Consider the following 21,577-nt stretch of genomic DNA (forward strand, 5'->3'; position numbering starts at 1 on the left):
GGGCCGTCGCAGCAGCATCCACCAACCCCCGTAGCAAGGAAGCAGCAGTCATGGCATCTCCGTCAGGTATCGAGCTCTCCACCGAGCGTCCGTTTGTCGTCGCCGATCTTGCGCTCGCGCCTTCTGGCCGACACCAGATCCGCCTGGCGGAGATCGAGATGCCTGGCCTCATGGCGCTTCGCGCGCAGTACGCAGGACAGAACCCGCTGGCTGGTGCGCGCATCGCCGGCTCGCTGCACATGACAGTGCAGACGGCCGTGCTCATCGAGACGCTCACCGACCTCGGTGCGGAAGTTCGCTGGGCGAGCTGCAACATCTTCTCCACCCAGGACGAAGCCGCCGCAGCAGTCGCGGTCGGTCCGGATGGGACGGTCGAAGACCCGAAGGGCGTGCCCGTATTCGCCTGGAAGGGCGAGTCGCTCGAGGAGTACTGGTGGTGCACCTCGCGCATCTTCGATTGGAGCGCCGAGGGCGCGGTCGGCCCCAACCTCATCCTCGATGACGGCGGCGACGCGACCATGCTGGTGCACCTCGGTCGTGAAGCAGAGATCGCGGGAGCCGTTCGCGAGGCGAACGAAGACGACAGCACGGAGATGCGCGTTGTCCTCGACACCATTCGCGAGTCGCTCGCCCACGACACCGGCCACTTCACCCGCATCGCCGAGGAGGTTCGCGGCGTCACGGAAGAAACGACGACCGGCGTCCACCGCCTGTACGAGCTTGCCGAGCGCGGCGAGCTGCAGTTCACGGCCATCAACGTCAACGACTCGGTGACGAAGTCGAAGTTCGACAACACCTACGGCATCCGCCATTCGCTGCCGGACGGGCTGAACCGCGCGACGGATGTGCTCATGGGAGGCAAGACCGCGTTTGTCGTCGGCTACGGAGACGTCGGAAAGGGGGCCGCCGAGGCGCTTCGCGGCCAGGGCGCTCGGGTCATCGTGAGCGAAGTCGACCCGATTTGCGCGTGGCAAGCCGCGATGGACGGCTTCCAGGTCGCCAAGGTCGAAGATGTCCTCGACCAGGTCGACATCTGGATCACCTGCACCGGCAACAAGAGCGTGCTGACACTCGAGCACATGCTCGGGATGAAGCACATGGCGATCGTCGGCAACGTCGGCCACTTTGACAACGAGATCGACATGGCGGGGCTCGAGACACTTGAGGGGGCGACCCGCGTCGAGATCAAGCCGCAGGTGCACGAGTGGCGCCTCCCGAACTCGCGTTCGCTGCTGGTCCTCTCGGAGGGTCGACTGCTCAACCTCGGCAACGCAACCGGCCACCCGTCGTTTGTCATGAGCAGCTCGTTCACGAACCAGGTCCTGGCGCAGCTCGAGCTCTGGCAGCGACTCGACGCCTACCCGCTCGGCGTGCACGTTCTGCCGAAGCACCTCGACGAGCAGGTCGCGCGCCTCCATCTCGACGCGCTCGGTGTGAAGCTCACCGAGTTGACGCCAGAGCAGGCCGACTACATCGGCGTTGCCGTCGATGGCCCGTACAAGGTTGATCACTACCGCTACTGACCAGCGCTCGCCGCGCCTTCGTCGCGCGCCGAGATCGACGCAGCCCGCCAGATTCTGTCTGGCGGGCTGCGTCGCATCCGGATCGAATCGGTTCGCGAGCGTTTCGCTTGACTCTTCTCGGATTCTCCCGGCCTGCGGTGTGGCCGTCTAGCCGCGGTCGGGGAAAGCGTGGGGCATGCCGTTCAGGGTCGGAGCAAGGGCAACTTCTCGACGACCGATCGCGGCGAGTGCCGCGAGTTCGCGATCGCGGCGCAAGACCGCGAGGCCGCGCAAGTAGGTGTCTGCGTCGACGTTCGGGATGGGATGCACGTGGGGGAGGGTCTCGCGCGCGATCTCTCCCGCCGCGCGATTCCGGTGAACGGGCGTGAGCTGCGCGGCCTGATCGAGATAGTCCAAGATGCGGCGTGACGTACGGTCGGGGAGTCTGCCCGCATCCGCGATGGCCGCCCACCCGACGAGCTGCGGCGGCATTGGCCCGAGGTGGCGGCGGAGCTTGGGCGCCCGCTCGCGCTGGCACGTGGTTCCCGCGAGGATGTCGCCGAGACGTTTCGCCCTGGCGTTCACCAAGCCCGTGATGATGGCGATGCCGCCCGCGGATCCGTAGATCTCGATGAACCCGAGCAGGGAGCGGATGAGTGCCTGGCGGAATCCGGAAGCGCCGCCGTCGTCGCGCACGATCCGCAATCCGGTCGCGAACTTGCCCACCGACCTTCCGTGCGTCAGCGTCTCGATGACACACGGGACGATGACGAGGCAGACGACAAGCAGCGAGATGGCGACAGCGCTCAGGAGCGCCTCATCGATCGCGATGGGGAAGTCGTCGCTGGACAGGATCGTCATCGTGAGGATGAGCAGGCCGATGTACCCGGCCATGTAGATAAGCGCGTCCAGGGCAGTTGAGGCCGCTCGGAGAGCGAAGCCGGCCGGCCTGACATCGAGATGCACGCCTTCGCCGGCGACAAGCTGCTCGTCGGTGACGCTCAGGCGTTCCCTGGGTCGCATCTGAGTGGCCATGGCAGTATTGAAACAGATGGATCTTGAAGCTCTCACAACCGCCCGTTCGGCGGAATGGCGGCGCCTGGGGGCGCTGGCGAGGCGCCGGAATCTCAGCGGCGCCGAGATTGACGAGCTCATTACCAGGTACCAGGACTCGTCGACGGAGTTGTCGGCCCTGCGGACCGGCTACGGCGAGACTCGTGAAGGGGAGTATCTCTCCGTGCAACTCTCGCGTGCACGCGGCCGGTTCACGGGAGCCGGAAGAAATATCCTGGTTGTTCTCGGCACATTCTTTTCTCTGGTCTTGCCTGCCGCTCTCTATCGCGTGCGGTGGTGGACACTTGGTGCGGCCCTATTCACGCTGATTGTTGCTCTGCTCAGCTATTGGTGGATTGTGGCGAATCCTGAGATTCTTGGTTTTCTCGGTTCTGAGGCGGCACTTGAGCAGTACGCAGAAGAAGACTTCGTCGGCTATTACTCTGAGTTCTCGGAATCAAGCTTTGCGGCGCGAGTATTCACGAACAACGCGTGGATCGCGGCTCAGTGCATCGCCTTCGGGATAACGGGGCTATGGGTACCGGTTGTCCTCGTGCAGAACGCGCTCGGGCTGGGCCAGAGTGCCGCGGTGCTCGGCGCGCACGGGCACCTCGACGCGTTCTTCCTCTGGATCGCACCTCACGGACTCCTCGAGCTGACCATGGTCTTCGTCGCTGCGGGTGCCGGCCTCCGCATCTTCTGGGCCTGGGTTGCACCTGGTGCCAAGACTCGGATGCAGTCGCTCGCCGATGACGGACGCGCGCTTATCGTCGTAGCCATCGGGACGACCATCTTCCTGTTCATCTCGGGACTCGTCGAGGGGTACGTCACTCGCCAGGACTGGCCGTGGGCGGTGAAGATCGGCATCGGGGCCGCAGCGCTCGCGCTCTACCTGGTCTACGCGCTCTGGCTCGGGGGCAGGGCCGTGCGCGCGGGCGAGACGGGCGCCCTGAACACCTTCGACGGTGGGGCGCAACGGGTCTACGCAGGCTGACTTCCCAGTTGTCCGTAGGCCAGTAGCCCCGAACTCGCCGAGTCGACACGCCCGGGATCTGGGTCAAGTTGTGCGCCGCTGTGTCTCTGCGTAATGTAATCACTCGTCAGGCCGACGGAGCGAAACGCGAGAGCGGGTCGCACAGGCCGGATGGTTCTGAAAGAAAGATCAGCATCTGCCACTTGTTCTTGCAAGTTGGAGCAACATGATCTACACTCGGAACTCCTGCCTCACTGGGTAGCAAGATCGGTGGCCTCTGGTTCTTCCAGTTGGTTGTGCGGAGGATGAGCTTCATGCTCACGGTCCGTGGTTCTTGTCCGGGGGATGCAGTACAAGCGATGGCTCCTTAGAGATGACCGTGAGGTTTGAAGAGGGAAGCGCTCGATTCTTGAGAACTCAACAGCGTGCACTATGTCAAATGCCAATTTGATCCCGTGCCTCTTCTTTTTGGAGGGGTGGCCTCTCTTTTTGAGGGGTAAGGATTCCTTTTGGAAACATATTTGGACAATACAAGTCAGTACTGAACTTTCGGGTTTGGTGTTGTTTTGTTTTTTGTCAGTTTCAAACTTGTCATTGCACTTTGGTGTGGTGGCGTGATGTTTACCGGCGAGTCTTTGGGCTTGTTTGGTTGTTATTCATTTACGGAGAGTTTGATCCTGGCTCAGGACGAACGCTGGCGGCGTGCTTAACACATGCAAGTCGAACGATGAAGCCCAGCTTGCTGGGTGGATTAGTGGCGAACGGGTGAGTAACACGTGAGCAACGTGCCCATAACTCTGGGATAACCTCCGGAAACGGTGGCTAATACTGGATATCTAACATGATCGCATGGTCTGTGTTTGGAAAGATTTTTTGGTTATGGATCGGCTCACGGCCTATCAGCTTGTTGGTGAGGTAATGGCTCACCAAGGCGACGACGGGTAGCCGGCCTGAGAGGGTGACCGGCCACACTGGGACTGAGACACGGCCCAGACTCCTACGGGAGGCAGCAGTGGGGAATATTGCACAATGGGCGAAAGCCTGATGCAGCAACGCCGCGTGAGGGATGACGGCCTTCGGGTTGTAAACCTCTTTTAGTAGGGAAGAAGCGAAAGTGACGGTACCTGCAGAAAAAGCACCGGCTAACTACGTGCCAGCAGCCGCGGTAATACGTAGGGTGCAAGCGTTGTCCGGAATTATTGGGCGTAAAGAGCTCGTAGGCGGTTTGTCGCGTCTGCTGTGAAATCCCGAGGCTCAACCTCGGGTCTGCAGTGGGTACGGGCAGACTAGAGTGTGGTAGGGGAGATTGGAATTCCTGGTGTAGCGGTGGAATGCGCAGATATCAGGAGGAACACCGATGGCGAAGGCAGATCTCTGGGCCATTACTGACGCTGAGGAGCGAAAGCATGGGGAGCGAACAGGATTAGATACCCTGGTAGTCCATGCCGTAAACGTTGGGCGCTAGATGTGGGGACCATTCCACGGTTTCCGTGTCGTAGCTAACGCATTAAGCGCCCCGCCTGGGGAGTACGGCCGCAAGGCTAAAACTCAAAGGAATTGACGGGGGCCCGCACAAGCGGCGGAGCATGCGGATTAATTCGATGCAACGCGAAGAACCTTACCAAGGCTTGACATATACCGGAAACGTTCAGAAATGTTCGCCCCGCAAGGTCGGTATACAGGTGGTGCATGGTTGTCGTCAGCTCGTGTCGTGAGATGTTGGGTTAAGTCCCGCAACGAGCGCAACCCTCGTCGTATGTTGCCAGCACGTAATGGTGGGAACTCATATGAGACTGCCGGGGTCAACTCGGAGGAAGGTGGGGATGACGTCAAATCATCATGCCCCTTATGTCTTGGGCTTCACGCATGCTACAATGGCTGGTACAATGGGCTGCAATACCGCGAGGTGGAGCGAATCCCAAAAAGCCAGTCTCAGTTCGGATTGGGGTCTGCAACTCGACCCCATGAAGTCGGAGTCGCTAGTAATCGCAGATCAGCAACGCTGCGGTGAATACGTTCCCGGGCCTTGTACACACCGCCCGTCAAGTCATGAAAGTCGGTAACACCCGAAGCCGGTGGCCTAACCTTTTGGAGGGAGCCGTCGAAGGTGGGATCGGTAATTAGGACTAAGTCGTAACAAGGTAGCCGTACCGGAAGGTGCGGCTGGATCACCTCCTTTCTAAGGAGCACTTAGCACGCACGCTTTGTCGTGTGGAGCTGAAGTCATTTCGGTCGCGAATGTCGGCCGGTGGCGCTCATGGGTGGAACATTTGACTATTCGGTGCTCAGCGTGATGCTGGTTTAGTACGCCTCTTCGGGGGTTGGAACGGCTGGTGTTGGGTTGGGTTCTGGTGTGCACGCTGTTGGGTCCTGAGGGACCGGGCCTGCTGCTGCTCTTCGGAGTTGGTGGTGGATCGGACTCTTGGGCCTTCGTTGCTCGGCTGTGTGTCGAGTGGGGTTGGTACCGATCGTATGTTGAGAACTACACAGTGGACGCGAGCATCTTGAATGCCGCAAATGTTGATCGTCTTCGGATGGTTGGGTTTGTGGTGTTCAGCAATTTTAGTCAAGAGTTTCTGAGAATGAAATGATTGGCTACTCATGTGTAAATCAAATCTTTAAGAGCAAACGGTGGATGCCTTGGCATCTGGAGCCGAAGAAGGACGTAGAAATCTGCGATAAGCCTCGGGGAGTTGATAATCGAACTTTGATCCGAGGATTTCCGAATGGGGAAACCCCGCCAGGCCCCTTGTGGTGACCTGGTGACTCCCGCCTGAATATATAGGGCGGGTAGAGGGAACGTGGGGAAGTGAAACATCTCAGTACCCACAGGAAGAGAAAACAACAGTGATTCCGTTAGTAGTGGCGAGCGAACGCGGATCAGGCTAAACCGGTCGTGTGTGATACCTGGTAGGGGTTGCACGGTCGGGGTTGTGGGACTTTTCGTGCTGCTCTACCAGGCAGTGGGCGTGACAATAGCGTATAGACGAACAGCTTTGAATGGCTGACCAGAGGGGGTGCGAGTCCCGTAGTCGAAATGCGTGTATTGACGTTGAAGAGTATCCCAAGTAGCACGGGGCCCGAGAAATCCCGTGTGAATCTGTCAGGACCACCTGATAAGCCTAAATACTCCCAGATGACCGATAGCGGACAAGTACCGTGAGGGAAAGGTGAAAAGTACCCCGGGAGGGGAGTGAAATAGTACCTGAAACCGTTTGCTTACAATCCGTCGGAGCAGCCTTGTAGCTGTGACGGCGTGCCTTTTGAAGAATGAGCCTGCGAGTTAGTGATATGTGGCGAGGTTAACCCGTGTGGGGCAGCCGTAGCGAAAGCGAGTCTGAATAGGGCGATTCAGTCGCATGTCCTAGACCCGAAGCGAAGTGATCTATCCATGGCCAGGTTGAAGCGAAGGTAAGACTTCGTGGAGGACCGAACCCACCTAGGTTGAAAACTGGGGGGATGAGCTGTGGTTAGGGGTGAAAGGCCAATCAAACTTCGTGATAGCTGGTTCTCTCCGAAATGCATTTAGGTGCAGCGTTGCGTGTTTCTTACCGGAGGTAGAGCTACTGGATGGCCGATGGGGCCCAAAAGCTTACTGACGTCAGCCAAACTCCGAATGCCGGTAAGTGAGAGCGCAGCAGTGAGACTGTGGGGGATAAGCTTCATAGTCGAGAGGGAAACAACCCAGACCACCAACTAAGGTCCCAAAGCGCGTGCTAAGTGGAAAAGGATGTGGAGTTGCACAGACAACCAGGAGGTTGGCTTAGAAGCAGCCACCCTTGAAAGAGTGCGTAATAGCTCACTGGTCAAGTGATTCCGCGCCGACAATGTAACGGGGCTCAAGCACGCCACCGAAGTTGTGGCATTCATATTTATAGACAGGCCTTCGTGGTCCAGTCGTGTGGATGGGTAGGAGAGCGTCGTGTGGCGAGTGAAGCGGCGGTGGAAACCAGCCGTGGACGCTACACGAGTGAGAATGCAGGCATGAGTAGCGAAAGACGGGTGAGAAACCCGTCCTCCGAATGATCAAGGGTTCCAGGGTCAAGCTAATCTTCCCTGGGTAAGCCGGGACCTAAGGCGAGGCCGACAGGCGTAGTCGATGGACAACGGGTTGATATTCCCGTGGCCGGCGAAAAACCGCCCAAGCTAATCCAGTAGTGCTAAGAGTCCGAATCTTTTCGTCTGCCTTCGGGTGGGTGGGAAGCCTAGCGCTCGACCCCGTTCTGGTGCGGTTAGCGTATTAACAGGTGTGACGCAGAAAGGTAGCCGAACCGGGTGATTGGTTGAATCCGGGCAAGGATGTAGGGTGAGTGATAGGCAAATCCGTCACTCGTGAAGCCTGAGATCTGACGCGGAACTCACGTATGTGAGGTAGTCGGTGATCCTCTGCTGCCAAGAAAAGCATCGACGCGAGGTTTTAGTCGCCCGTACCCCAAACCGACACAGGTGATCAGGTAGAGAATACCAAGGAGATCGAGAGAATCGTGGTTAAGGAACTCGGCAAAATGCCCCCGTAACTTCGGGAGAAGGGGGGCCTGAGGCGTATAGGGATTTACTCCTGAAAGCGCATTGATGGCCGCAGAGACCAGTGGGAAGCGACTGTTTATCAAAAACACAGGTCCGTGCGAAGTCGCAAGACGATGTATACGGACTGACGCCTGCCCGGTGCTGGAAGGTTAAGAGGAAGGGTTAGCTTCGGCGAAGCTCTGAATTTAAGCCCCAGTAAACGGCGGTGGTAACTATAACCATCCTAAGGTAGCGAAATTCCTTGTCGGGTAAGTTCCGACCTGCACGAATGGCGTAACGACTTCCCAGCTGTCTCAACCGCGAACTCGGCGAAATTGCATTACGAGTAAAGATGCTCGTTACGCGCAGCAGGACGAAAAGACCCCGTGACCTTTACTACAGCTTGGTATTGGTGTTCGGTGTGGCTTGTGTAGGATAGGTGGGAGACTGTGAAGCGGGCACGCTAGTGTTCGTGGAGTCGTTGTTGAAATACCACTCTGGTCATTCTGGATATCTAACTTCGAACCGTAATCCGGTTCAGGGACAGTGCCTGGTGGGTAGTTTAACTGGGGCGGTTGCCTCCTAAAGAGTAACGGAGGCGCCCAAAGGTTCCCTCAACCTGGTTGGCAATCAGGTGGCGAGTGTAAGTGCACAAGGGAGCTTGACTGTGAGACTGACAAGTCGAGCAGGGACGAAAGTCGGGACTAGTGATCCGGCAGTGGCTTGTGGAAGCGCTGTCGCTCAACGGATAAAAGGTACCTCGGGGATAACAGGCTGATCTTGCCCAAGAGTCCATATCGACGGCATGGTTTGGCACCTCGATGTCGGCTCGTCGCATCCTGGGGCTGGAGTAGGTCCCAAGGGTTGGGCTGTTCGCCCATTAAAGCGGCACGCGAGCTGGGTTCAGAACGTCGTGAGACAGTTCGGTCTCTATCCGCTGCGCGCGTAGGAAATTTGAGAAGATCTATCTTTAGTACGAGAGGACCGAGATGGACGAACCTCTGGTGTGTCAGTTGTTCCGCCAGGAGCACCGCTGATTGGCTACGTTCGGAACGGATAACCGCTGAAAGCATCTAAGCGGGAAGCCGGCTTCAAGATGAGATTTCCATCCCTTCGGGGGAGAAGCTCCCAGTAGACGACTGGGTTGATAGGCCGGATGTGGAAGCACAGAAATGTGTGGAGCTGACCGGTACTAATAAGCTGATGATTTGATAAAACATGCACATGAATGTTGTTGCTGTTCGCGTCCACTTTGTGGTTCTCGATAGACGATCGAGAATCGACCACATGTTCTGAGCCTTCGGGTTTCGGGGTGTGTGGTTCGGAACATGATTGGTTATCCATAGTGTTTCGGCGGTCATAGCGAGAGGGAAACGCCCGGTTACATTCCGAACCCGGAAGCTAAGACTCTCAGCGCCGATGGTACTGCAGGGGGGACCCTGTGGGAGAGTAGGTCACCGCCGGACTTCTTCATGAGCCGGGGTTGGTTGTTGAGTGAGCAGAGATGCTCCTTGACCACCAACCCCGGCTTTTTTGTGCGCGCTGCGTTTGAGCAGCACCGTGTGAGCCCCGTGCCTTTTTGGGCACGGGGCTCTTGTCGTTAACGCGGCTCGGGCGGCACCCAACCGGTCTCAGGCCGGCACCCAGCTGGCTACAGGCGCCCGGAAGCCTTCAGCTCGATGTAGTGGTCGGCGATCGCGGGCGGTAACGCCGACGGCGTTCCCGTCACCGTGTCGCCACCAAGCCGACGGACGGTCTGCCGCACCCGTTCCTGATCCAAGAGAGCGCGCTCGGCCGCGGAAGCCGCGTAGGTCTGCTCGCGAGTGTCTCGGCGGAGCGCTACCTCGTGGACGTCAGGGTTCAATACTGAGCCAAGGACCACGACATGTTTGCTCGCCAGCTGCGGAAGCGACGCGATAACCGGCTCGAGGGTTCCCGCGGTCTCAAGCGTCGAGAGGATCACCACGAGGGCACGATGCGTGGTCACTCCGCGCACGAGGCCGGGGATCGCCCGCCAATCCGTCGCGATGAGCTCAGGCTGCACATCGGCGAGAGACTCAACCATTCTGCTCAGCAGCTCAGCACCGGAGACTCCCTGGATGCGAGCGCGAACGCGGCGGTCCCAGGCGACGACATCCACCCGGTCGCCAGCGCGAGTCGCGAGAGCGGCTAGCAGTAGGGCCGACTCGATCGCGGTATCCAGCCGAGTCTCGTCGGCGACGCGTGCCGCGGACGTGCGCCCGGTGTCGATCACGATGACAACGCGGCGATCGCGCTCGGGCCGCCACGTCCGCACCACCAGGTCCTGGCGCCGAGCCGTCGCACGCCAGTCGATGGAGCGCACGTCATCGCCGCGGACGTATTCACGCAACGAGTCGAACTCCGTGCCGTGCCCGCGGACCATGAGGCGCGTGGCGCCGTCCAGCTCGCGCAGGCGCGCGAGCCGAGACGGGAGATGCTTCCGGGAGTTGAAGGGAGGCAGGACCCGCAAGACGCCGTGGTTGGCGAGGCTCACCTGGCGAGCGGCGAGGCCCATCGGCCCCCAGCTGCGGAGCGTGACGAGCTCCGCGCGGCGGTCACCCCGACGCGAGGGGCGAAGGGGGAACTCCGCCGAGCGTCGCTCTCCCGGAGGGACCTCCAGCTTCGCGCGGTGCTGGGTCCCGCCAGCGGTCGGCTCCCAGCCATCCCTGACCTGCAGCCGAAGCGTGCGCGAACCCAGGTTCGTGACGGCGAGCCGGCTCACCGCATCCTCGCCCAATCGAACCCGAGCGGACAGATCCCGCTCGATACCGACCTGGCGTGGAGCGCCCGCGAGCAGCATGTCCGCGATGGACGTGAGCAGAACGAAAAGGAGCCAGATCGCGAGCGTCAGATATGCCGATTCCGTTGTCTGCCCGAAGAGCACAACGGGCACGGCGCCGACCGCCGTCAGCAGGACCAGGCGTCCGCTCACCACCATGTGCTCACGCTTCCCTTCGGATTGTCGAAATGTGGAGGTACTACGTTGACTCGGATCAGATGGGTACTTGGACCTGTGCGAGGACGGAGCGCAAGATCGCATCAGCACCGACGCCCTCGAGTTCCGCCTCTGGACGCAGCTGAAGACGGTGGCGGAGGACAGGCAGGGCCATCGCCTGTACGTGGTCCGGTGTCACCGCCTGGTAGCCGCTCAGGTAGGCGAACGCCTTGCTCGCGGACATGAGCGCAGTCGCCCCACGGGGAGAGACGCCCATGCGAACGGACGGCGACTGCCTTGTGGCTCGCGCGATGTCAACGATGTAGGCGAGTACGTCGGCCCTGACGTCGACGGCCGCTGCCTCCGCCTGGGCTTGGCGTAGCTCCTCCGCGGAGAGTGCGCTCCGGACCCCTGCGGCCCGGAGATCGCGGGGCGAGAATCCGGCGGCGTGCCGACGCAGCACCTCGAACTCTGCATCACGCGAAGGCAGGTCGAGCACCAGCTTGAGGAGGAATCGGTCAAGCTGAGCTTCCGGGAGCGTGTACGTTCCCTCGTACTCGATGGGGTTCATCGTGGCCGCCACCAAGAAGGGCGCGGGGAGCGCGCGAGTCACCCCATCAGCGGAAACCTGGCGTTCTTCCATCGCCTCGAGGAGCGCCGACTGGGTCTTCGGAGGTGTGCGGTTGATCTCGTCCGCGAGCAGGATGTTCGTGAAGACGGGGCCCTCTCGGAACTCAAACTCGCCGGCTGCTGAGTCGTAGACGAGCGAGCCCGTGATGTCCCCTGGCATGAGGTCTGGCGTGAACTGCACGCGTTTCGTGTCCAGGGAAAGCGTCTCGCTGAGTGCCCGCACGAGCAGCGTCTTGCCGACTCCCGGGACGCCCTCGAGCAGGGCGTGACCGCCGGCGAGCAACGCGACGAGGAGCCCGTCGACGGCTCGCTCCTGCCCGACGACCGCCTTTGCGACTTCACCGCGGACACGTTGCAGGGCTTCACGGACATCGGTGCTCATACGGGGCCTCCGGAGTTCTCGGCTGTGGTGCTCGGGTTTGTCGTGCTTGTGGGGGTGGAAGCGGGAGTTCGTTGAACGCTGCTTGGGTTTGCAGCCGCTGCAACTGATCGCTCGAGGGTCAGCAGCGCCTGGCTCAGGTCGAGCAGCTCTGCTTCGTTGCGCGGTACCGCGTCGAGGAGGGTCCAGGAAACGGCGGCTCGGTTGGCACCAAGGATCGTGGCGCTCGAGGTGATGATCTCCTGCACGTGGCTCGCGCGCGCCAGCCCAAGTGATTTCGCGAGGCGAGTGGTCGTGCCGACTCGGAGGTTGTCGAGGGCGCGGAGTCTGGCGCGTTGCTGCGCGTAGAGCCGGCCCCGGCCCTGCATCGTCTCGGATGCCTCGACGATCACCGGCAGGCGCTCCTCGACGAGGGGGCCGAAACGACGGCCGCGCCAGACCATGACGCCAAGAAGCGTCGCGAGTGCGATGAGGATCGTCGGAGTCAGCCACGGAGGTACGAAGGAATCGAGCGAGGGCTGGACACCGAAGGCAGCCTCGGCGTCGGCGACTCCGGGGACGTACCAGACGAGCGACTCGGTCTGCCCCAGCACGGCCAGCCCCATGGCGGCGTTGGCGGCGTTTAGTACCTCGCCGTTGCTCAGATTGTCGGTCGCGCCGAGCGCGGCAAGCTTCGTTCCGGAGGGCAGCGCCGTCTCGACGTACGCGAAGCGCTCTGACTCCGGGTAGCAGGCGCTTCCGCCAGCGGCGGCTTCGTCACCGAGCTGGTAGAGCCGTGCTCCCCGTTGTGAGATCTCCGGAGCCAGCTCGCCGAGCGGAGAAGTGCAGGCGGCGCCGGCCGAGACCGTGTCTGCCTCGTCGCCGACTTCGCCGACCCCACCGATGGCGATCGAACCTCCGAACGCCTCGAGGAGGGACCTGCTCGGAGCGATCAAGAGGATCCGGTCCGCGTCGAGCTCCGTGATCCGGTCCGCGAGCTCGTCAACAGCGATGCCGTCTCGGTCGTGGACAACGAGTGTGGTCTCGCCTTCCGCGTCCTGCAGCTGGGACCGGGCCTCGTCTGCGGTGGCCGCCGTGCTGGTGTCGATGCCCTGATTGTCGAGGACGGTGAAGATGGCCTTCGCGCCGTTCGGGCGAGCGGAGTCGACGCCCAGGTACGGCGAATTGGAGTTTGCGACGCCTCCCGCGATCAGGGCGCTCGTCACCGCCACGGCGACGGCCCCGGCCGCGATCAGCAGCCACGGCCGTACGCGTCTGAACCGTTCAGCGAAGGTGGGGGTGGCGCCCTGGGCGACCGTCACGAGGCGCGTCCGGCCAGCGGAGTCAGCGCTGCGGGCTTGGCTGCCTCCAGGGCAGCATCGACGCCACGCAGGTGCTGCCAATCATCCTCGGACGCCCCCAGCCCGAGGTAGCGAGCCGCGTTGAAGGATTCGGCGGCGCGATGCAGCCCATGCCCGTGTCCAGGGAACGCCGCCGCCACTGCGTCAGCGACCACCGTCGCGGTCATTCCCGGGCTGAGCGCGATCACTGTGCGGTTGTGCACGGACCGCGCGAGCGCACGGAACTGCTCGATGACCGCGGTCTCGAAGTCCTGGCGGGCCGCCGCCGCGGCGGCGGAGGCTCGCAGCTCTTGGGCCGATCGGGCGTCGCCGTCGAAGAGGTCGGGTGAGAGCGACGCTCCGCGGCTGGCGCGCTGAACAAGGATGGGCCGGCCGACAAAAAGTGCAATGACGCCAAGCACGACGATCGCGCCGATGATGAGGGCGATTGGCGAGAAACCACCAGGGACCCCATCGATGGGCTGGAGGATGTCGTTCACCCAGTTCCAGAAGTCCTCGATCCAGATGTCGAGCCAGGTCGGCGAGGCCTGCGTGTACTCGCTCTTCGAGAGCTCGCTCCGGAGCAGTTCGCGCGCTGGATCCTCGTCGATCTCGAGCGGAGGCTCCGGCGAGCCGGCCCATGGGCCGCGCAGCATCAGCGCACGTATCCGGGCGCGGCCATCGGCGCCAGCTGCTGTTCCAGCTGGACGTCGAAGTGTGCGTCCGTGATCTCGGCCCCAGCGGCGGACTGCTCCGCGTACCGTTGGAGTGTGACCCCGAACCCTTCCTTGCGCATCCTCAGGTCGAAGTAGAGGATCGTAGCGTTCCCGCTCGTCAGGACGAGCACGATCGCTCCGAGCAGCACCTGCAGGGCTGACGTGATGAGGAGGATCACCGCGAACGCCACGACCGTGCCCGCGCTCGGCTCGGTCGTCTGCCCGCTACCCAGGGGCGTGAGGAGCACCTGTCCCATGCTGACGGCCAGCTGCGCGACCGTCGAGACGGCCCCGGTCGCGAAGTTCAGGATCACCTGGATGACAACCACGACTCCGAGGACTCGCCAGAAGTTCCCGTGCGAGAGGGCCCAGCTGCGACGGATCGCGGCGATCGGTCCGAGGCCCTCGAGCACGATGGCACTCGGCGCGAACATGATCTTGATGCCCACCCACACCATGAGCACGACCGTCGCGCCGCCAAGCAGCAGCGTGAAGATCACGCCGAGGCCAATGGAGCCTGCGATCGTGCCCTCGTCGCCGCCGGAGCCAGCGAGCACGACAAACATGATGAAGGGGATGAGCAGCCACCCGATGGCGATGAGGATGATGGATCCGACGCCCACGATCACGGCGTAGCCGATCAGGCGCCAGATGCCTCGCCAGCCAGCACGCCAGGCTTCCTTGAAGCCGAGCTTCTCGCCGATCGCACCTCGTGCGACGACTCGCACGAGAATGCCTTGCAGGAGCGCCGAACCTACGCCCGCGATGGCCAGCCCCAAGAGCGCGGCAAGTGACGTGAGCGTGATCGAGGAGATCAGCATCGGCGCGATGTCCTCCTCGCTCCCGGCGAACGGGATGCGGGTGAACATGAGCAGGCCGACGACGACGGGGAGGAGGCTCGCGAAGAGCGTCGTGACGCCCATGACGATGACGGCGCTACCAAGCGTCGTCTTAGGTGAGGTCCGGAACAGGCGGAACGTGGCAGCGAGTGCGTCGCCGAATGCCAGCGGACGCAGGGGGAAAAGGCCGGGTGGTGGAGCTGGCATCCACTGCCCACCAGGCTGCTGTCCGTACCCCGGTTCTTGAGGCGGGCCGTACTGCCAGCCCGCGGAGCCGGGCGCGCCGTACTGCGGAGGCTGCTGGGCCGGCCACTGCGCTCCCTGCGGGAACGCGCCGGGCGTCTGCGCTCCGGGGCTCGGCGGATACGCGTGGTTGGGCTCTGGTGCGTGCTCGTTTGGGCCATGCGTCACCCGTCCATCGTGGCATACTGCCCGCCGCGCACTCTGGGTTGAGCCTCTGAGGAGGTGATGCCCGCTACGCTGAGAGAACCGCCCGGTCTCGTGCGGGTTCTGGAACAGGGAGGGTTCTGTGGGCGAACGCATCCTCGTAGTCGATGACGACCTCGCGCTCTCGGAGATGATCGGCATCGTGCTCAGGGCTGAGGGGTACGAACCCGAGTTCTGCGGCGACGGCGCTGCGGCCCTCGGCGAGTTCCGCCGGGTCAAACCGGAGCTCGTGCTGCTCGACGTCATGCTGCCTGGACTGGACGGCATCCAGATCTGCCACCTGCTGCGTGCCGAGTCCGGTACGCCCATCATCATGCTCACCGCGAAGTCGGACACTACCGACGTTGTTCGCGGCCTGGAAGCGGGAGCCGACGACTACATCGTCAAGCCCTTCAACCCGAAGGAGCTTGTCGCCCGCATCAAGACTCGTCTGCGCGCAAGCCAGCCCGAGGTGCAGAGCATCATCCGCGTCGGCGACCTCACGTTGAACGTCAACGCACACGAGGTGCTGCGCGGCGAAGAGCAGATCAACCTCACGCCCCTCGAGTTCGACCTGCTCCTGACCCTGGCGGCGAAGCCCCAGAAGGTGTTCACCCGCGAAGAGCTGCTCGAGCAGGTCTGGGGTTACCAGTACAAGGCTGATACGAGACTCGTGAACGTGCACGTGCAGCGCTTGCGCGCGAAGGTCGAGCACGATCCGGACCACCCGAAGATCGTGGCGACGGTTCGAGGCGTGGGCTACCGCGCTGGGAACACGACCGCGTTCTCCTGACGTGAGCGCACTGAGCCCGCGCGCGTCCACCTCTTCTTCTCGGCCCTCCGACGTCGATACCGATGGCATCCGCGTGCCGTACAGGTGGCGCTCCGCCCGCGGAGTCTGGCGCAACCTCGTGTTCCTGTGGCGCACGTCGCTGCCGTTCCGCACGATTGCACTCTCTGTCGCGCTGACGACCGCGACGGTTCTGTCCGTGGGGTTCGTGATGTCGAACTCGATCGCAAGCGACCTCTTCAACTCGAGGCTACGGCCGCTTGTTTCGGAGACCGAGCGCGCTGTGACCGCAGCGCAGACCGTATTCGCCTCTGGCGAAGAGACCGACAGCGCCGCTCTCGAGACGCTGCAGACGCTCGCGGTGGATGCCGCGCAGGACTCGGCCGCCAACAGCTACGGCGTCATCTTCATGCAGAGCGCGTCGGCGACGGGGGAGCAGTCGAACGAGCTGCGGGCTCTCGCGAAGGGTCCTGTTTCAGCAGACCTGGTCTCGCCGGAGCTGAAGGAAGCTGTGAGTGCCGGAGCCGACACCGCCGCAACCGGCACGACCTCGGCTTCCCCGCAGACGCACTACCAATCGATCGCGCTCGTTGACGAACTTGGCAACGAAGTGCCCGGAATCGTCATCGGCTCCACCGTGACCGTGCAGAGTCTCGGGCAGTACGAGATGTACTTCGTTTACTCGATGGAGGAGACGCAGCAGACGCTCGACTTCGTCCAGCGAACCCTCGTCGTCGCCATGTTCGTGCTTGTTCTGCTGGTCGCCGTCATTACCGGCTTTGTCATGCGTGCCGTGATCCAGCCGATCCGCGAGGCAGCGAAGACCAGCAGGCGCCTCGCCGCCGGCCACCTCGAGCAGCGCGTCCCCGAATCAGGCGAAGACGACATCGCGACGCTCGCACGCTCCTTCAACGAGATGGCCGACAGCCTTCAGGACCAGATCGAGCGCCTCGCGAACCTGTCTCAGGTCCAGCAGCGCTTCGTCTCTGACGTCTCGCACGAACTGCGCACGCCGCTCACGACCATCCGCCTCGCGGGCGGGATGCTCTTCGACCGCCGTGACGACTTCGATACAGTGACGGCTCGCTCCGTCGAGCTCCTGCACGACCAGATCGAGCGCTTCGAGATCCTCCTCGCTGACCTCCTCGAGATCTCGCGCTACGACGCAGGAGCCGTGGAGATCCTGCGGGAATCCAATAGCCTCGCGACGGTGGCCGACGACGTCATCGGCGCCATGACGCCGGTGGCGCTCGACCACGGCACCAGGCTCGTGCTCAACGCGCCTGGCGGCTACGGGGAATCGGAGTTCGACGCACGACGAATCAATCGCGTCGTCAGGAACCTCCTCGGCAACGCCATCGAGCACGGCGAGGCGAAGCCGATCGTCGTGTCGGTCGACTCGAACGAGTCGGCGGTCGCGCTGTCGGTGCGCGACTACGGCATCGGCATGACCGAGGCGGAGCGCACCAGGGTCTTCGACCGCTTCTGGCGCGCCGATCCCTCCCGCAAGCGCACGATGGGCGGGTCCGGCCTTGGCCTCGCGATCTCCCTCGAGGACGTTCGCCTGCACGAGGGGCGGTTGGAAGTGTGGTCGGAGCCTGGCAAGGGAACGAACTTCAGGCTCACGCTGCCGAGATTCGTGGGCGGCAAGATCATGGGTTCCCCGCTCCCGCTCGAGCCGGGGGACGCGGGCGCCGCGACCATCACGATCGACCAGGAGGATGTCTCTTCTGAGGCGTTCACGGACGAGGACGTCGACACGCAGCCGATCGAGCTGCCTGACCTCGTCGGCATGCGCTCCTCGAACGCTGAGCCGCTGGTCTCCTCTGCCCCCACGAACTCCATGGACGTCATCGAGAACGTGGATTCGGAGGAGCCGGCTCAGGCCCCTGCGCCATGGGATGACGCTGAGGCAGTCGTCGTGACGAGCTCGGCCCCCGAGCCCGTGCCGTCGCTTCCCAGCGGCGAACAGCACGATGAAGACGCCACAACGGACGCCAGCGAGAGCAACGAACCGAACCAGGAGGAAGCGAAGTGACACGAGCAGCCAACCCACGCCGCGCCTCACGGGCAATCGGCGCTGCGATCGTGGTCGTCGCCATGTTCGTGCTGGTCGGCTGCGCACGCATCCCCACGTCAGGGCAGGTCCTCGCAGGCGAGTCCGAACAGCAGGAAAGCGACCAGTCGTACAGCTTCTTCCCCGACGCGCCGCGAGCTGGGATGAGCCGCGAGGAGATCGTCGAGGGCTTCCTCGACGCTGGAACAGGCACGCAAAACGACTACGAGGTCGCGCGGGAGTACCTGTCCGACTCGTTCAGACAGGAATGGGACCCGAACGCGCGCATCGTCATCACCGCTTCTGTCCCTGACGTCGCGGACGCGGGACCTGACCGCATCGAGGCCAGCTACAAGTCGTCAGCGACGGTCGACGCCGACGGGCTCTACAGTGAGCTCGGGGGCGGCGCGACGGAGCGCCTTGAGTTCTCCCTCGCCCAGGATGCTGAGGGTGAGTGGAGGATCACGGAGGCCCCTCCCGGCATCGTGCTGCTCGGCCAGAATTTCCGAAGCCTGTTCAAGAGCTACACCCTCTACTTCTACAACGACACGCTCTCGCGGCTCGTGCCAGATGTTCGCTGGTTCGACGCACAGCAGACCGCGATGACGCGAATCGCCCGCGCGCTTGTCAACGGACCAGCTCCGTGGCTCGCCGAGGGCAAGGTTGTGAGCGCGATCCCCTCCGGTGTGTCGCTGCTCGGCGCGGTCACGGTCGAGGGTGACGTCGCCGATGTCGACTTCTCGTCGAGCCTCTCGTCCACCTCGCCAGACCAGTACTCCCGGATGCTCCTGCAGCTCACCGAGAGCTTCGCCGACTTCGAGTCGATCACGAGCGTCACGATGTCCATCACCGGCGTTCCCATCGACCAGGAGCTTCCGCCGGACAACGACGTTGTCGTCAACCGCCAGGTGACGAGCACGCCGCTCGTCTACAAGGGCGGCGAGCTCGGTTTCCTCAGCGGCACCAACGTGACGGCGTCCGAAGAGACTGCTGCGCTGCAGGGAGCGATCGCCTCGCTCAGCCCGCAGAGGGGCGCCTACTCGGCCGACGGCGACGTCGCGTCCTTCGTGACTCCGAACGGCGTCTTCACGACGCCCATCAACGAGCCGGCACCGTTGCTCGTCGATGCTCGGCCCGGTCCTCTGGCGATGAGCCTCGACAGCTGGGGATACACCTGGACGGGAAGCACGGACGGTTCTGGGCTCCGCGCGACGGACGTCGAGGACCGCCAGCACAGCTGGCTCGAACCCGACCAGCCCGTCGGCGCCACCGGCTACAGGGCGATCGCCGTCTCTCGTGACGGCGCGAGGCTCGCCGTCCTGGAGAACACGTCCGTCGGCGTCCGCATCGCGGTCATGGCGATAGAACGCGAGGTGGGCACGAACCGTCCCATCGCGCTCGGCACCCCGCTCATCCTCGCTCCAGGGGGAGTCTCGCCCATCGATCTGGCATGGGTCGACGAGACCTCGCTCGCGGTGCTTGCCACGGGAAGCGAGGGGACAGCCGAGGTTCGCACGCAGACGGTCGGCGGCTCGGTCAGCGTCAACGGTGCCGTGAAGGATGGGCAGCAGATCACGGGCAGCAACACGCCAGCCGGGCTGAGGGTGCTCGACAAGGACCACCACATCTACGTGCCGAAGGGCAACAGGTGGCAGCAGTCAGACGCGATCGTCGACTTCATCCTGACCCAGGTGTGACGGGCCCGCTCGCGCCGTTCTCCACAGCCTGACCTGGATCGTGGCTCCCGCACCCGGTGCGGGCCATTCTTGCTGGATGCCGCTGCACTCGACTCCGCGCTCGAGCCTGGCCGCGTGCCTGCGTGAGCGAGCGCAGAAGCTGCGCGCGGCTGCGCTCGACGCGCTCGCGGTTGTGCTGCCGGTCACCTGCGCCTCGTGCGGTGACGTCGACCGCGCGCTGTGTCGGGCCTGCGCGGAGCGCCTCGCCCGCCTCACTCTGGTGCGAGAGTGCGGGCTGCGGATCAGCGCCGCCGATGGCAGCCGCATCCCGGTCTTCGCCGCCTCTGACTACGACGGTCCGACCAAGGCGCTCGTCGCCGCGCTCAAGGAACGGGGGCGAACGGATTCGGCCCGCCCGCTCGCCGTGCTCCTGCGCAAGGCGGTCGGTGCCCTGGCAGCATCGACCGCAGTCGGCGCATTCGAGGATGGGCAGGCTCGCCGTGCCTGGGTCGCGATCCTTGCCCCGTCCTCCGCGAAGTCGCTTCGTGCACGCGGCTACGCGCACCTCGCACTGCTCTGGGGGCTCGCCGTGCCTGGCGTGCCGAGTGTGAGGGGGCTGAGGGTCGTCCGGCCGGTCGAGGACCAGGCAGGGCTCTCCGTGGCAGCGCGGGCAGAGAACCTCCGCCACGCCTACCGCGCGGAGCGAGGGCTCGCTGGGAGGCGGGTTGTCCTCGTCGATGACGTGGTCACGAGCGGCGCCACTCTCCGCGAGGCTGTCCGCGCTCTGGAAGCCGGTGGCGCGGTTGTCGTCGGGTGCGTGGTCATCGCCGAAGCCGTGCGCAGAAATCCGTAACTGGCGGGGTACAACTCGACACGCGCGGAGGGTAGGGCATGCCTGCGAAATCGCAGACAACGCGGAGTGAATTGGGGTCTACGATTGCGGCACAGCATCACGAGGCAGTGACACTTCGGCCTCGTGCAGAACGACAGGAGAGTGACATGGAAATCACGATCACCGGTCGCAACACCGAGATCCCGGACCGCTTTCGCGAGTACGCCACAGAGAAGGCGCTCGCAAAGGTCTCGCTTCTCGATGGCAAGACGCAGGCGGCGGAAATCAAGCTGACCAAGCGCACGGACCGGGCGGGAAACCTGCTCGACAAGGGCAAAGTGGAGATCACGCTCTTCGGTCCAGGCCCGGTCATCCGCGCCGAGGCGGAGGCCGGTGACAAGTACGCAGCCTTCGATCTCGCCCTCGACAAGCTCGTCGAGCGTCTCCGTCGGAACAAGGACCGCAAGAAGATCCACCGCGGCCAGCACACGCCCCTGCGTCTCCAGGAGGCAGCTGCCGACAACTTCTCGCAGGTCGACGTCGTTCCCGCTGACACCGACACCATCAGGCTCGTCGAGAACGGCGGCACCGCTTCGGAGATCGCGGCAGAGGAGGAGACTCTCGAGGAGCTCTACTCGCCTGTCGTGATCCGCGAGAAGACGTTCGCTCCCAAGCGCCTCAGCAAGGACGAAGCGGTCGACCACATGGAGCTGCTCGGCCACGACTTCTTCCTCTTCATCGAGAGCGAGTCGCTCCGCCCGAGTGTTGTGTACCGACGCCGCGGCTGGGACTACGGAATCATCGCCCTGGACGAGAACGAGGTTCCCGTCTCCTGACCTCGAGTTCGTCCACCTCGCCCCGGCCGATGCATCCAGCATCGGTCGGGGCGAGGTGCGTAGAATCAACGGATGTGCACAGCATGGG

The 21,577-nt window shown here is 63.2% G+C and carries 13 protein-coding genes and 3 rRNA genes; 10 read left to right on the top strand and 6 right to left on the bottom strand.

Going from position 1 to position 21,577, the window contains the following annotated elements; genetic code table 11:
* Positions 1 to 50: 50 nt before the first annotated feature.
* On the top strand, positions 51 to 1,523 hold the full coding sequence (ahcY, locus tag FHX72_RS07465) for an adenosylhomocysteinase (protein WP_068476405.1): 1,473 nt from the start codon (positions 51 to 53) through the stop codon (positions 1,521 to 1,523).
* A gap of 147 nt (positions 1,524 to 1,670) precedes the next feature.
* Here the strand turns inward: ahcY and FHX72_RS07470 are convergent, their stop codons facing one another.
* Positions 1,671 to 2,537: an RDD family protein gene (locus FHX72_RS07470; protein ID WP_235812567.1), complete on the bottom strand. Its 867-nt coding sequence runs from the start codon at positions 2,535 to 2,537 to the stop codon at positions 1,671 to 1,673.
* Positions 2,538 to 2,553: 16 nt separating this feature from the next.
* Here FHX72_RS07470 and FHX72_RS07475 point away from each other — a divergent pair, with 16 nt between their 5' ends.
* The 4 genes from FHX72_RS07475 (at position 2,554) to rrf (ending at position 9,500) form a co-directional block, all read left to right on the top strand.
* A complete protein-coding gene (locus FHX72_RS07475; RefSeq protein ID WP_183624159.1) occupies positions 2,554 to 3,549 on the top strand; it encodes a stage II sporulation protein M in 996 nt (331 codons plus the stop codon).
* Positions 3,550 to 4,187: 638 nt separating this feature from the next.
* A 16S ribosomal RNA gene (locus FHX72_RS07480) occupies positions 4,188 to 5,707 on the top strand.
* 429 nt (positions 5,708 to 6,136) lie between these two features.
* Positions 6,137 to 9,250 (top strand): 23S ribosomal RNA (locus tag FHX72_RS07485).
* Between the two features lie 133 nt (positions 9,251 to 9,383).
* Positions 9,384 to 9,500: ribosomal RNA gene (rrf, locus tag FHX72_RS07490) — 5S ribosomal RNA — on the top strand.
* The 16S, 23S and 5S rRNA genes sit together here, the layout of an rRNA operon.
* A 185-nt stretch (positions 9,501 to 9,685) precedes the next feature.
* On the opposite strand, the gene FHX72_RS07495 is transcribed toward rrf, so the two are convergent.
* The 5 genes from FHX72_RS07495 to FHX72_RS07515 are packed head-to-tail and all read right to left on the bottom strand — an operon-like array spanning position 9,686 to position 15,284.
* On the bottom strand, positions 9,686 to 10,993 hold the full coding sequence (locus tag FHX72_RS07495) for a DUF58 domain-containing protein (RefSeq protein WP_183624161.1): 1,308 nt from the start codon (positions 10,991 to 10,993) through the stop codon (positions 9,686 to 9,688).
* 55 nt (positions 10,994 to 11,048) lie between these two features.
* Positions 11,049 to 12,002: an AAA family ATPase gene (locus tag FHX72_RS07500; protein ID WP_068477018.1), complete on the bottom strand. Its 954-nt coding sequence runs from the start codon at positions 12,000 to 12,002 to the stop codon at positions 11,049 to 11,051.
* A complete protein-coding gene (locus FHX72_RS07505; RefSeq protein WP_183624163.1) occupies positions 11,999 to 13,300 on the bottom strand; it encodes a DUF4350 domain-containing protein in 1,302 nt (433 codons plus the stop codon). Before FHX72_RS07505 ends, FHX72_RS07500 begins: the two co-directional genes overlap by 4 nt.
* On the bottom strand, positions 13,297 to 13,974 hold the full coding sequence (locus FHX72_RS07510; protein WP_183624165.1) for a DUF4129 domain-containing protein: 678 nt from the start codon (positions 13,972 to 13,974) through the stop codon (positions 13,297 to 13,299). The genes FHX72_RS07505 and FHX72_RS07510 overlap by 4 nt, the downstream gene beginning before the upstream one ends.
* Entirely contained in the window at positions 13,974 to 15,284 is a 1,311-nt protein-coding gene (locus FHX72_RS07515; RefSeq protein WP_183624167.1) for a DUF7847 domain-containing protein, read from the bottom strand. The genes FHX72_RS07510 and FHX72_RS07515 overlap by 1 nt, the downstream gene beginning before the upstream one ends.
* A 118-nt stretch (positions 15,285 to 15,402) precedes the next feature.
* On the opposite strand from FHX72_RS07515, the gene mtrA reads away from it, so the two are divergent.
* From mtrA to hpf, 5 genes are all read left to right on the top strand, one after another.
* Positions 15,403 to 16,092 carry an MtrAB system response regulator MtrA gene (gene mtrA, locus FHX72_RS07520; RefSeq protein WP_104240392.1) on the top strand — a complete coding sequence of 230 codons (690 nt, stop codon included), beginning with the start codon at positions 15,403 to 15,405 and terminating at the stop codon, positions 16,090 to 16,092.
* A gap of 1 nt (position 16,093) precedes the next feature.
* Positions 16,094 to 18,127: an MtrAB system histidine kinase MtrB gene (gene mtrB / locus FHX72_RS07525; protein WP_235812585.1), complete on the top strand. Its 2,034-nt coding sequence runs from the start codon at positions 16,094 to 16,096 to the stop codon at positions 18,125 to 18,127.
* A complete protein-coding gene (locus tag FHX72_RS07530; protein ID WP_068477010.1) occupies positions 18,124 to 19,842 on the top strand; it encodes an LpqB family beta-propeller domain-containing protein in 1,719 nt (572 codons plus the stop codon). Before mtrB ends, FHX72_RS07530 begins: the two co-directional genes overlap by 4 nt.
* Before the next feature lie 76 nt (positions 19,843 to 19,918).
* Complete coding sequence (locus FHX72_RS07535) at positions 19,919 to 20,674, top strand: ComF family protein (RefSeq protein WP_068477008.1); 756 nt, start codon at positions 19,919 to 19,921, stop codon at positions 20,672 to 20,674.
* Positions 20,675 to 20,820: 146 nt separating this feature from the next.
* Positions 20,821 to 21,489: a ribosome hibernation-promoting factor, HPF/YfiA family gene (gene hpf, locus FHX72_RS07540; protein WP_183624169.1), complete on the top strand. Its 669-nt coding sequence runs from the start codon at positions 20,821 to 20,823 to the stop codon at positions 21,487 to 21,489.
* Positions 21,490 to 21,577: the final 88 nt, after the last annotated feature.

The sequence above is a fragment of the Pseudoclavibacter helvolus genome (assembly GCF_014191305.1).
Classification (GTDB): Bacteria; Actinomycetota; Actinomycetes; order Actinomycetales; family Microbacteriaceae; genus Pseudoclavibacter; species Pseudoclavibacter helvolus.